Annotated in this window: 9 protein-coding genes; all 9 read left to right on the top strand. The window is 64.8% G+C overall.

Annotated elements, in window-relative coordinates; translation table 11 throughout:
• Positions 1–2,108 (top strand): hypothetical protein (locus AC1DT3_RS03890; RefSeq protein ID WP_477463931.1); only part of this gene is annotated, 2,108 nt, incomplete at its 5' end.
• Between the two features lie 126 nt (positions 2,109–2,234).
• Positions 2,235–2,735, top strand: coding sequence for a chemotaxis protein CheW (locus tag AC1DT3_RS03885; RefSeq protein WP_477463930.1), 501 nt, complete (start codon positions 2,235–2,237; stop codon positions 2,733–2,735).
• The gene (locus tag AC1DT3_RS03880) at positions 2,720–4,189 is read left to right on the top strand and encodes a CheR family methyltransferase (protein WP_477463929.1); all 1,470 of its coding nucleotides are present in this window, start codon (positions 2,720–2,722) and stop codon (positions 4,187–4,189) included. Before AC1DT3_RS03885 ends, AC1DT3_RS03880 begins: the two co-directional genes overlap by 16 nt.
• A 2-nt stretch (positions 4,190–4,191) precedes the next feature.
• Positions 4,192–4,785, top strand: coding sequence for a chemotaxis protein CheW (locus AC1DT3_RS03875; RefSeq protein WP_477463928.1), 594 nt, complete (start codon positions 4,192–4,194; stop codon positions 4,783–4,785).
• Between the two features lies 1 nt (position 4,786).
• Positions 4,787–6,463 (top strand): methyl-accepting chemotaxis protein, encoded by a 1,677-nt coding sequence (locus AC1DT3_RS03870; protein ID WP_477463927.1) that lies wholly within the window; start codon positions 4,787–4,789, stop codon positions 6,461–6,463.
• A gap of 28 nt (positions 6,464–6,491) precedes the next feature.
• The gene (locus tag AC1DT3_RS03865) at positions 6,492–8,759 is read left to right on the top strand and encodes a hybrid sensor histidine kinase/response regulator (RefSeq protein WP_477463926.1); all 2,268 of its coding nucleotides are present in this window, start codon (positions 6,492–6,494) and stop codon (positions 8,757–8,759) included.
• Positions 8,756–9,829: a chemotaxis-specific protein-glutamate methyltransferase CheB gene (gene cheB, locus AC1DT3_RS03860; protein WP_477463925.1), complete on the top strand. Its 1,074-nt coding sequence runs from the start codon at positions 8,756–8,758 to the stop codon at positions 9,827–9,829. Before AC1DT3_RS03865 ends, cheB begins: the two co-directional genes overlap by 4 nt.
• Positions 9,826–11,565: a response regulator gene (locus AC1DT3_RS03855; protein ID WP_477463924.1), complete on the top strand. Its 1,740-nt coding sequence runs from the start codon at positions 9,826–9,828 to the stop codon at positions 11,563–11,565. Before cheB ends, AC1DT3_RS03855 begins: the two co-directional genes overlap by 4 nt.
• A partial coding sequence (locus tag AC1DT3_RS03850) for a response regulator (RefSeq protein WP_477463923.1) occupies positions 11,562–13,418 on the top strand: 1,857 nt, incomplete at its 3' end. The genes AC1DT3_RS03855 and AC1DT3_RS03850, both read left to right, overlap by 4 nt.

Here is a 13,418-nt window from a genome sequence, read left to right as displayed (position 1 = left end):
GCGTGAACGCGCCGGCATCGTCGCGTCCGGTGTTGACGAATGACGGCACCATCACCGCCCAGGCGCCGACACCTGTTGCACCCGCCGCGCCCGCGACGTCGCCCGCGGCCACGGCACCCGTGCCTCAGGTTCAAGTGGATGAATCCGCGCTTCGTTACTTCGCGGCGCAAGGCGATACGCGTCGTGTGGATGCGGAAATCGCACGCCTTCGCGCGCTCTATCCGAACTGGACGCCTCCGAACGATCTCAGCCAGYTGACGTCTCCGACCGGCCCGGCGCCGGATCCTGAAATCGACCGCATGTGGAAGCTTTACGCGGCCGGTCAGATCGCCGAGGTTCGTGCGGCCATCGCCCAGCGCACGGCGTCCGATCCGCAATGGAAGCCGCCGGCCGAACTCACTGCGGCGCTCGACAGCGCCGAGGCGCGATTGCGCCTGGCCAATGCTTCCGACAGCGGCCAGTGGCGCACGGTTCTCTCGATCGCCACCGATGCGCCGAGCCTGCTCACATGCGCCAATGTCGACACGCTCTGGCGCGTCGCCGAAGCCTTCKCAAAAACCGAGCAGCAGACGCGATCGAAGGATGTCTACACGTACATCYTGAGCAATTGCCAGGACCCGGCGGAGCAGCTCGGGACTTTGCAGAAAGCGCTGACGGTGTTGCCGGAAGCGCAGGTGACCGAGCTGCTGAAACTCGAGCGCAAGAACGGCGGGACGCCCGACGACTTCTCCGCGGTGAGGGACGAGTTGGCGCGGCGGCGCGTCGAGAAAATCTCGACCGATCCGAAAGCGACCGCCACCGCGGACGATCTCGCCATCGTCGAGCGCCTGGCCGAGAAGGACGACGGCCCTGGCAACGCGCTGCTGCTCGGTTGGTACAATTACCACCATGCCCAGCCGCAGAAAGCACAGACGTGGTTCAAGCTCGCCCTCGGCCGCAACGGCGGCGCGAAAGCGGCGGAAGGCATGGCGTTGACCCTCCGCGCGCTCGACAAGTTCGTGGATGCCGACGCCATCGCATACGAATGGCGTGACAAATCTCCCGAGAATCTCAGCGTCTACCTGGACGTGATCACGGCGCTCCTGAGCCAGGATCCCCCGCTGCGCGTGGACCCGACGGTGATCGCGCGTGCGATCCCCGTCATCACACGACAGAAGTTCAGCAACGGCGGTCAAGCTCTCGGCTGGTATTCCTACAATACGGGTCAATTCCGATCCGCGCGGGAATGGTTCCAGAAGGCGCTGACCTGGAAAGCGGACGACGAACCCTCGGCGTATGGTCTGGCGCTGGCGTCGCAGCGGCTCAACGACAAGGCCGGGTTTGCGCGCATCGTCAACGCCTGGCGCGGCCGCTCGAGCCGGATCGCCGATCTCGCCAGCGGCAGGCCGGCTTCGCGCGTCCCGGGCGAAACGGCGGCCGATCTCCCCGAACGCGAGCCGACCGGATCGGTGAGGTCCAACCAAGAGGCGGCCCCAGCGCGGACGCGTCCGAGGGAAGATGCACAGGTGGAAGCGTGGGACCGCGAAGCGCTGGCGCAGCGCCAGCCGGCCCCGACCGGCCAATCGAGCGGATCCGGCCGCTCCGGCAAGTGCGACGGAACCGGCAATCCGCGCACGGTCGCGCCCGCCTCGGCGATGGCGCTCGGCTGGTGCCTCATGGAACTCAACCGTCCTCTCGAGGCCGTCACCGCGTTCGACGAGGCGATCAGAAGGGGCAGCGGCCGGGTCAAGCAGGATGCGGCCTACGGCAAGTCTCTGGCCTATCTGCGCAAAGACCTGACGGCGCAGGCGGCGATCGCCGCCACCGAGGCACCCCAAGATCCGAAACGGCAGGCGGAACTGAGCGCCACCATTCTCGCCCAAAGGGCGGTCGCGGCCTATCGCGCCGGGCGTTCCGTCGAAGTGCTGCTGACCTTGAGCGAACGAGCCCGCATCGTTCCCGAGCAGAACGACCTCATGCTGCTGCGCGGCTGGTCCTATTACAAGCTCGGCCGCTACAACGACGCCGAACAGGTCTTTCTCGCGGTCAAACGCACCGGCTTTTCCGCCGATGCGGATATCGGCCTCAATGCCGTTCACGAAGCGACCCAGCCGAGCCGGCAATACTGACACCACGCACACCGTCTCGCGTCTCACGGTTGCGCTCTTCTTGCCTGTGCCCAATATAGTCTCCGAGCGGTGCCGTTGCGCCTGAGAGGACGAGATTCATTTCCCATGGCGACGGACCTGCAAATCATGGACCTGCAAATCATCCTGTTCGAGGTCGGTGGCGTCTCGTGCGCCCTTCGACGCCATGAAATCCAGGAACTCCTTCCGCTGCCGCGCCTCTGGCGTCCGCCGGGGCTGCCGCGCCCGGTGGCCGGATTTTTCAATCTCGCCGGCGCCGCGATCCCGGTGGTGTCGTTGAGCGCCTTGTTCGGCCTCGAGGCAAAGAAGGAAAAGGGAGAGGACAGGATCTACCGGCACCTGATCCTCATCCGCCGCCCCGGCGAGAAGCAGCCGACCGCTTTCATGGTCGACCGCGTGCTCAACCTCGTCTCGCTTCCGGCCGACCAGATGTCCATGGTTTCGCCCAGCGATACCCTCAATGGCTGCGTCGAAGCCGAGATCGCGGTCGATGGCGCTCTCGTTCATCTCCTGTCTCTCGACCGGGTCCTCTTCGAGGAGGAGCAAGAGAGCTTGCGCGCATTGAACGTGCAGGCGCAGAAGCGGCTGGGTGAGTGGGCGACGGGATGAAGGCTGCCGCCCGTTCGCGCCCGGACCCGTCGCTCGACAGGAACTTTCCGCACCTGAAGGCGCTCGTCATCGCGCGCACCGGCCATTTTTATTATGCCGACAAGGACGACCTGCTTTTCGAGCGTGTTCTGCGACGCCTTCACGCCACCGGCACGAAAGATTGCGCGGCCTATATCGAGCGCTTGAATCTGCCCGGCATCGGCGACACCGAATGGAAGCGGCTCGAAGCCGAAATCACCATCGGCGAGACCTTCTTCTTCCGCTATGCGGAGCAGTTCTCGGCCCTGCGCGAAACCATCCTGCCGGGCATCCTGGAGCGCAACCGAGAGACGCGCAGGGTCAGGATCTGGAGCGCCGGATGCGCCACGGGCGCCGAACCCTATTCCCTCGCGATCCTGCTGTCGGAGCTTCTCGGTGAGGCTCGTGACGATTGGCGCATCAGCATCGTTGGCACCGACATCAACGAGACGTTCCTCGCCGCCGCCCGCGAGGCCGTTTTCGGACAATGGGCGCTGCGGGCAATTCCCGCGGACAATCTCGACCGCTATTTCACACCGTCGGACGAGCGCGGGCGCTGGCATTTGCGGCGGGAATTCCGGTCCCTGGTTCGCTTCGAGCGTCACAATCTGATGACGCTGGTCGATGGAACCTCCCCGCTGCAATTCACCGATTTCGACCTCGTTCTGTGCCGGAACGTCCTGATCTACTTCCATCCCGATACCGTTCTGGATTTGGTCGCGGCGCTGCGGGACCGTCTCGTCGAGGGCGGCTGGCTGCTGATCGGCCACGCGGAGCCCAATCCCACGTTCGCCACTTTGCTGGACAGCGTCCATCTGCCCGGGACCGCCGCCTATCGACGGCCCTTGGACGGGGCGGAACCGGCGCAAGAGTTCTGGTCGCCCGAGCGCGACCCTGAGACGACGCCGACCTTCCCCGATTTCCCGAAACCGGCGGAGTCGTTTCCGGCGGCATCGCCGACGCCTGCCCGCCGAAAGAAAGTCGAGCCTAGCGTTACGGCCAAGCTTCCCGATACGGCGGATCGTACATCGCCCCTCGATGAGGTGCGCGCCAAGGCGAATGGCGGGGAGATCGAAGAAGCGTATCGCATTTGCAGCGACGCTTTGGAGCACCATCCTCTGGATCCCGCCCTCCATTTCTTCCAAGGTCTCCTCGCCCGCCAATTAGATCTTCACCACGATGCCGAGAAGGCCTTTCGTCGAGGCATTTACCTCGATAAGAACTTTGTCATGGCGCATTATCACCTCGGACTTCTCCTGCTGGATTCAGGCCGGCGCGCTCTGGCGAAACGGGCCATGCACAACGCGGCGCGGCTGGTGGCTGCATTGCCGCCGGACCACCAACTCGCGGAAGGTGACGGCGTCACCGCCGCCGACATGACGCAGCTCGTTCGCCTCCATCTGGAGCCCCTGCCCGCCCTGGAGCATGGGCGCTGACGATGGCCAAGCAACTGCGCAAGAAGCTGAAGGAGATCGGCCGGACGGCAGTGATGTCGGCCGAAGAGCGGCTGCGTTACATCCTCGACGCGCGCACCCGCGACCTCGCCGCCCGCCCCGCCATCGAGAACCAAGACGGCGCGGACAGCGGCACGATTCAGGTCCTCGTCTGCGCGACGGGGCGCGAGCGCATCGGATTGCCAGTCGAAGCCGTCGCCGAGGTCCTGCCCTATCGCAATTCCGTGCCTGCCGCCGATCCGGTTCCCGGCCTGATCGGCTATTTCGGACGCGGCGGGCATCTCGTGAGCGTCGTCGATCTCGGCGTTGCGCTGGGCACCGGCGACACCGCGACCGACGGCCACCTCGTCCTCTTGCGCCGCACCCATCCGCGCGTCGCACTCCGCGTCGACCGCGCCCACGGCATCGATGCGGTGAGCCCGTTGTCATCGGAAGTCGCGACGGGCGATGGCGACGCGATCGTCGGCCAAGCGATCGTCCAAGCCGGTTTTTCAGGCCAGGAAGGCATCGTGTCGTTGGTCGACATCGATCGTCTCCTGCGCCCTTTCCTCAAATCAACTCTTCCTCTTGGAGCTTAACGTGACGATCTCGATCGCGAATCGCATTTTCCTCGGCTTCGCCTTCATTGTCGCCCTCATGGTCGGGCTCGGCTTCTACTCGCTGAGTCAGCTCGACGATGTGCGGCAGACGACCGAAATCATCGTGTCCCGCGACCTCTCGATCATGCGGAACCTCGAAAAGGTGCGCAACGAGCAGAACGAATTGCGGGCTCGACGCGAGGAAGCGATTTCGCGGTTCCTGCTCGCGCAGCTCGGTCAGCAGCAAGCACGCGTCGACGAAGCGATCAGCAGCTGGAACCGGCAATCGACCRTCACCGAATCCGCCATGACGGAAGCCGTGACCATGCTCGCCAACCTGCGTGCGCAGGCCGCGACGAGCCAGCGGGCGGACGCATGGCGACAGATTGGCGATCTTCTCAATACGGCGAACGCGGAACTTCGGCAGATCAAGGCGGCGACCGAGAAGCAATTCGCGGCGATGCAGACGAACGATCTGGGCGGCGTCCTCTCCGGCGAAGCGGCTGTCTCGACGAGCCGCGCCACTTGGCTGCAAACCCTCGACAAGGCGGACAAGGTCCTCGACGACGCGATCTCGGTCGGCCAGCGTCGTGTCAGCGCGGTCTACGAAGACAGTCGCATCTCGATCATCGTCGCCCTGTTCGGCGTCGCTCTGATCAGCCTGATCATCGTCTATGCGATCCGTTCGTCGATCATCAACCCGCTCAACACTTTCATGGAATTCGTCGAACGGGTCGGTCGCGGCGAACTCAACGGCAGAGCCGCGGCGACGGGCCGCGACGAATTGGGCCATCTCGGACGCACGCTCAACACCATGGTCGAGGGCCTGAAACAGCTCGCGATTCAGAGCCGAGAGGCGACGGAGAATCTCAACGCTTCGGCCGCCGAGATCCGCGCCTCGACGCAGGAGCAAGCGGCCAGCGTCGAAGAACAGCTCGCAGCCGTTCAGGAGACCGCCGCCACCGTCGACGAGATCACTCATGCGGGCGCCCAGATCGGCAAACGCGCGCAAGAGGTCATTGCCGCCGCACAGGCAACCGCGCAGACCAGCGCTTCGGGCCTGCGCGCCGTCGAGGAGACGGCGAAGTCGATGGACGCCATTCGCGATCAGGCCGAGACGGTGGCGGAGAACATCGTCGCCTTGAGCGAGAAGACGCAGGCGGTCGGTGAAATCATCACGACGGTCAACGACATTTCCGAGCGCTCGCATCTTCTCGCCCTCAACGCGGCGATCGAAGCGGCGGCGGCCGGCGAGAACGGACGCAGCTTCGCCGTCGTCGCATCGGAGATGAAGGTGCTCGCGGACCAGGCCAAGGAAGCGACGACACAGGTCCGCTCCATCCTCGGCGACATCCAGCGCGGCATCAATTCCTCCGTCATGCTGACCGAGGAAGCCGTCAAGCGCGTCACCGCCGGCAAGGAACGCGCCGACGTGACCCAACAGACGATCACCGAAATTTCCGAGCGTGTGCAGGAGAGCGTGCAGACCTTCCAACAGATCGTCGCATCGACGAACCAGCAGCAACTGGGCATCGAGCAGGTGATGGGCGCATTGCAGAATATTCGCCAGGCGAGCCAGCAGACGGCGGCGGGCACCCGGCAACTCGATTCCGCCGCAGCCAATCTCTCCGATCTGTCTCAGCAACTTCTGGTGCTCGCCGACCGCTATCGCCTGTGACAGCCGCCGACAACGGGATGACTTCCTCGTGACCGATATCCGTCAACAGTTGCTCGCCGCGTTCGAGGACGAACATCGCGAGCACCTGCGCGTCATCCGACACGCGCTCGATCGGGCCGAGCAAGGCGCGGCGATCGACACCACCGACGTCTTTCGGCGCGCTCACAGTCTCAAGGGCGCATCCCGCGCCGTCGATCTTCCCGTCGTCGAAGAGATCTCGCATTATCTCGAAACGCTGCTCGCACAGATCGAGAGCGGCGAGAGGGCTCTCGATCCGGCGGCGACGACGATCGTTCGCAACGGACTCGACGCGATCGAGGATTATGTGGCGGGGCTGCCCGACGCATCCATCACGCCCGCGACCGGGGAAGCGCTCGCGGCGCTGAAGCGCTTTCTCGGGGTGACTCAAAAGCCGGCGGAAAAGCCGGCGCCCGTGGCGGCTGCGAGCGAGCAGGGCGTGACGCCCAAGCAGTCCGATGCGCCTGCATCCGAGGGCGGTGGAACGGCACGGGTCGCCGCCGAGCAGATCGAGGCGTTGTCGAGCGCCATGCACCAATTGATGGCCGATCTCCAAGCCGAAGAGATCGTCTCCGACGCCATGCACCAGATCGACGGCGAGATCCGGCGGCTGCGCCGAGGTTGGGACGATCTGTACCTGCAGATGTCCGGCGCGGCGGTCGCAAGCCGGACGACGGGACAGACCGACACGCCGTCGCTCACCCGAAGCTTCGGCCCCAAGCTGAAGGATTTCGACCAGGATTTGAAAAGCCTGTTCCGGAAGTTCTCGTCCTTGTCCCGACAGAACCGGCAGCTGGCGTCGTCGACCGATCGCTCGGCGCAACGCGTGCGCGAGAACATCGAACGGGTGTCCCTGGTTTCGGTCGAGACGGTGTTCGGCACCTTCGGCCACATGGTCCGCGACCTCGCCCGAGGCGAGGGCAAGGACGTGCACGTGCGCACGGTCGGCTTCGATATCCAGGCGGACAGACGGGTTCTTCAGGCGTTGAAGGATCCGATCATGCACCTTCTGCGCAACGCCGTCAGTCATGGCGTCGAGCTGCCGCAGGAGCGCGTCGCAAAGGCGAAACCGCCGCAGGCCGAAGTGGTTTTCGAAGTCGCCTCCCACGGCGGACGGCTGAGCGTCTGCATCCGGGATGACGGCCGCGGCCCCGATCTCGCGCGCATCGAAGAGGTCGCGACGCAGCGCGGGCTTCTCGAACAACGGCGCTGGGGCCAGCCCGCCGCCGCGGCGGATCAGCTTCTCGCGCTCGTCTTCGCACCGGGCTTCTCGACGGCGGCGTCCGTCGATCGCCTCGCCGGGCGCGGCATGGGCCTTTCGGTCGTCGCAGAGGCTGTGGGGAACCTGCGCGGTTCGGTGATCATGCGGGCGCGCTATCCGTTTGGAACCGAGGTGTTCCTGTCGGTTCCGTTCACGGCGGCGCGACAACCTCTCCTCCTCGTGGAATCGGCCGGCCACATGTTCGCGCTTCCGACCCACAACGTCGAACGGCTGATCCGCGCGCCGACGACTCAGATCGAAAGCGTCGAAGGGCGCCCGGCCCTAAGGATCGATATCGCCGGTGAGGACGTTATGGTCCCAGTTGTCGCTCTTGCAGCCATCACCGGGACGTCAGATGCTCAAATTCCTATCGAGGCGGGAAGCGTGAAAACGGTTCTCGTCCGACAAGGTGCGCGCCATTGCGCACTCGCCGTCAATGCCTTTCACGACGTCCGCACGATGCTCGTCGGCGATGTGGAGGCAATCGGCCTCGGCGATCTCGTCTTCGGTACCGTCGTTCTCGAAAACGAAGTCCCGGCCCTGGTGCTCAGTCCCGAGGCCGTCGTCGCGCATTGGGTGCGTCACGAGAGCCGCCTCGCCGGAAGCGGCCTGGGTCTCGCGGAACGGGCGCCGGATGCGCGACAGCGATCGACGACGATTCTGGTGGTGGACGATTCCATCACCACGCGAACCCTGGAGAAGAGCATTCTGGAGGCCCAGGGATACCGGGTTCTCCTCAGCGTCGACGGACTGGAGGCGCTGACATTGCTGCGCTCGGGCGAGGCGATCGTCGATCTCATCATCGCCGACGTGGAAATGCCGCGCATGGACGGCTTCTCCCTGCTCCAGGCGGTCAAGAACGATTCACGCCTCGCGGCGATCCCCGTCATCCTGATGACGTCGCGCTCCGACGCCGAGGATGTTCGGCGCGGCCTCGACCTCGGCGCGAGCGCTTATATAACCAAGCAGAAATTCGACCAACGGGAGCTCCTGGGAACAATCGGGCAATTGTTATGAAGTCGACGCCGCAGCCACGCACACGTGTGATGGTGGTGGAGGATTCGCTGGTCGTCCGGCAACTCCTCGCTCACATCATCGCCCGCGACCCGCGCCTGATCCTCGCCGCCGCCGTCGGCTCGGCGGAGGAGGCGCTGCAGGAGATTGCGCGCGTTCAGCCCGACGTCATATCGATGGATATCCGCCTTCCGGGAATCGACGGCCTCGAAGCGACGCGCCGCATCATGGCGGAGCGTCCGACACCCATCGTCGTTATCGCCGATGCGATCGAAGACGCGTCGCTGAAGATCTCGATGAACGCCTTGCGCGCGGGCGCCCTGTCCGTCGTCGAAAAGCCCGTCGGCGTCACGAGTGCGGGATATGAGGCGGTCGCTTCCACGATCTGCACGCAGCTCCGCATCATGAGCGAGGTTCCGGTCGTGCGTCGCCGCGACTATCAATGGAGCAAAGCGAGCGAGTCCCGATCATTTGCGTACGACGAGGCCCCGGCTCTCGTCCATCCGACGATCCTCGCCATCGCAGCATCGACCGGGGGACCGCCCGCACTGGCCAAAGTGCTCGGCGGATTGCCGGCCGCCTTTCCGCTGCCGGTCCTGCTCGTGCAGCATATGGGCGCACCTTTCATGGAAGGCTTCGCGTCCTGGCTGAACGGATTGACGTCGCTCGAAGTCTCCGTCGCCCAGAACGGCCAGATTCCCGTGGCGGGCAACGTCTATGTCGCGCCGGGCGATCGCCACCTCCTCCTGTCGGACGCCGGCACGTTGTCCATCAGCGCCGCTGCGCCGATCGGAAGTCAGCGACCGTCCGCGACAATGCTGTTCCAATCCGTGGCACGCGCCGCCGGCTCCAGGGGGTTGGGCGTTCTTCTCACCGGGATGGGCGACGACGGCGCGGAGGGCCTGCTGGAAATGCGCCGGGCCGGCGCGTATACGCTTGCGGAGGACGAAAGTTCGGCAGTGGTCTACGGCATGCCGGCCGCAGCGGCGAAGCTCGGTGCGGTCCGTCTCAATCTCCCTCTCGACATGATCGCGCCGCGCCTGTTGCAGGTCGCACAGGGGGCGGGCGCATGAAGACCATCCTCGAAGCGCGCGCGGCCCGTCTTCTCCTGGTGGAGGATTCGGAAACCCAGGCGCTGCAGCTCCAGCACATTCTGCAGACCAATGGTTTTCAGGTGGCGTGGCACACGACAGCCGAAACCGCGCTCGAGAGCTTGAACGAACGACTCCCCGATCTGGTGATCGCCGATTATCATCTGCCGGGCATGAACGGCGACGAGCTCGCCCGTCAGATCCGGTTGAACGTGCGGACCCGGGCCATCCCCGTCATCATGCTGACGGAGGCGCGCGAGCGCACGATGGAGCGGCAGGGTCTCGAAAGCGGAGCCGACGCCTACGTTCCCAAATCCGCGGATCAGGAACTGATCATCCTGCGCATCCGCGCATTGCTTCGGCGTCGCGCATCGTCAGGCGCAGACGAGGAAACCGTCGGTGCGAGCTTCAGCGCTTTTCGCCGCGCCGGAATCCTGATCGTCGACAGCAGCGCGACATACCGCGCGTATCTGCAGGAAATGCTCTCCCGCGAGGGCTACGACGTGACGCATGCGGCCCAACGCAACGAAGCCATCACGCTGGTGAGCACACGGCCGGCGGCTTGGGATTGCGTCATCGTCAACATCCTCAGTCCGGATTTCGACGGCATCGAACTGTGCCGCCAGCTCAACACGTATCGCAGCGCCGCTTCCTTGCCTGGCGCGGAGGCGCCCAGCTTCTACATCGTCGGCCTCGGAAACGAGGAGGGCAGCCAATCGCTCTCCGAAGCGTTCGCCGCGGGCGTCGACGACATCATCCCCGCGTCCATGGAGCCCGACGTCATGCGGGTGCGCATTCGCGCACTCGTCAGACGCAAACTCCTTCAGGACGAAAACCTGCGCATCGATGCCGAACTCCGGCAGCGCGAACTCGCCCTTGAACGCGCCCGCACGGAAGCAACGGCCGCCGAGGCGCGCGCGTCCCTCGCCGGCGCGCTCGAAAAGGCGAACCAGGAGCTGGAGCAGGCCAATCACCAACTGCGTGAAACGCAGGCACAGCTCGTCCAGGCCGCCAAGATGGCCTCGCTCGGCGAGCTCGTCGCCGGCATCACGCACGAGATCAACAATCCGCTCGCCTACATCTCCGCGCATCAGGGAACGGTCGATCGCCTTCTCGGCGATATCGAGGCGCAAATGCCGCAGGGCCTCGGCCTCGACGACAAAGTGGGCAAGTCGCGCGAACGGATCCGCGCCATGAAACTCGGCCTCGGGCGGATTCAGGATCTCGTCCTCAATCTGCGGCGTTTCTCGCGGCTCGACGAAGGCGAGTTCCAGACCGTCGATGTTCCTGAATCGATCGAAACGGTTCTCGCTCTTCTGGGGCATAAGCTCGGTAGCCGCATCGCGATCAGGCGCCGCTTCGACGCCGTGCCCGATCTCTATTGCTCGCCAGCGCTGCTGAATCAGGTCGTGATGAACATCGTCGGCAATGCCGCGGACGCCATTACCGAAAACGGCGTCATCAGCATTGAAACCGAGAGCGACGACACAACTTATACGATCACCATCTCCGACAACGGTCCCGGCATTCCCGAGGAATTGCGCGAGCGCGTGTTCGAGCCGTTTTTCACGACCAAACCCGTCGGGGCCGGCACTGGACTTGGTCTTGCAATAGCCTATAGCGTTGTTCAGGCCCACGATGGCTCGATTGCCATCAGCACCGGCCCTGAGGGAGGGGCGTGCTTTACCATCATGATCCCCCGACGGAATATCCGATGAACACGTCTGCCAGCGCGGATCTGGAGCGCGGCGCCATTTTGGTCGTCGACGACGAGCCGGATATACTCATCGCCCTCGGAGACTTGTTCGAGGACCATTACCGGGTGGTGACGGCGACGTCCGGCCGCGACGCGCTCCGCGTTCTGGAAGACGATCCTACGATCGGCGTCATCATCTCCGACCAGCGCATGCCCGACATGGCTGGCGACGAGTTTCTCGCCCAGGCGCGCTCGCGCAGCCAGGCGCAGGCCATTCTTCTCACGGGGTATGCCGACCTCAAGGCCGTGATCGACGCGGTCAACAAGGGTCGCATCATGGCCTACGTCACCAAGCCGTGGGATCCGGCGACGCTGACGAGCATGGTCGCTTCCGCGCACGCGCGACATCGGCTCGCACGCGAGCTCAACACGGAACGCTCGCTGCTGCGCGGCTTGATGGAGAGCACCGCGGACAAGATCTCGTTCAAGGACCGCGACGGACGTTTCGTCCGCTTGAATGCAAGCAAGGCTGCGGGCCTCGGAACGATAGCCGAGAGCTGCATCGGCAAGACTGAGAGCGATCTCGTCGCGCCGGAAGTCGGCATCGAAATCGAACGCGCCGACAAAGAGGCGATCGAAACGGCGCGACCGACAGAGAGTGTCGCCGAAGAGCCGACGAGCGATCGCAACGGCCGCTGGATTCTCACACAGCGCATTCCCATTCTCGACGCTGCCGGATCGGTCACCAACCTCGCCACGATCGAACGCGACATCACCGAACGCCGCATGATGGAAATGCGTCTTCGCCAAGCCGACAAGATGCAGGCGCTCGGTACGTTGGCGGGCGGCGTCGCGCATGATTTCAACAACCTGCTCATGGCCGTTCTCGGCAGCCTCGATCTCGCTTCGCGCCGCGCGCCGGACGACCCACGCCTTTCACGCCTCCTCAACAACGCCATCTACGCCGCAGAGCGCGGCGCGTCGCTGACGCAACGGCTTCTCAGCTTCAGCCGTCAGCGCGACATGCGGTTGCGCACGGTCGACGTCAATCAAGTCATCAGCGACATGAACGATCTCTTGACGCGCACGCTCGGAGGTGTGGTCAAGATCGAGAAGCATCTCGCAAGCGATCTCTGTCCGGCGATGGTCGATCCCGACCAGCTCGAATTGGCGATCCTCAATCTCTGCATCAACGCGCGCGACGCGATGCCCGACGGCGGCACGCTGACCCTGGCGACGCGCAGCGCGTCGGTCGCGGAAGGCGAGATCGCGGATCTCGCGGGCGGCGACTATGTCGTCGTCTCCGTCGCGGATAGCGGCACGGGCATGTCGGAAGACGTGTTGCATCGCGTGTTCGAACCCTTCTTCACGACGAAGGAAGTCGGCAAGGGGACGGGCCTCGGCCTGCCCATGGTGTACGGCCTCGCGCAGCAATCGGGAGGTGTCGTCACCGTCGACAGCGCCATCGGGCGCGGCACGACGGTCGAACTCTATCTGGCCAAGTCGTCGCAGACGCACGAACAGGCGGCGGAGGAGGCGAACGCCGAACCGGTCGATACCCCGAAGGCCCGGATCCTCCTCGTCGACGACAACGTCGAGGTGCGCTCGGTGACGGCGGCCTATCTCAACGAGATGGGCCACCAGGTGATCGAGGCCCATAGCGGACCTTCCGCTCTGAAGATCGTGTCGGGCAGTCCCAAGGTCGATTTGCTCGTCGCCGATTTCGCCATGCCGGAAATGACCGGCCTCGAACTGGCCGACCACGCGCRCAAGCATCACCCCGACCTGCGCGTCCTCCTGGTGACGGGCTATGCCGACCCGAACAAGGTGCCGGAAGGATATCCGGTTTTGGCCAAGCCCTTCACCCGTCAGGAC

It is taken from the genome of Microvirga sp. P4_G7 (assembly GCF_056401005.1).
This window is presented reverse-complemented; position numbering and strand designations above follow the sequence as displayed.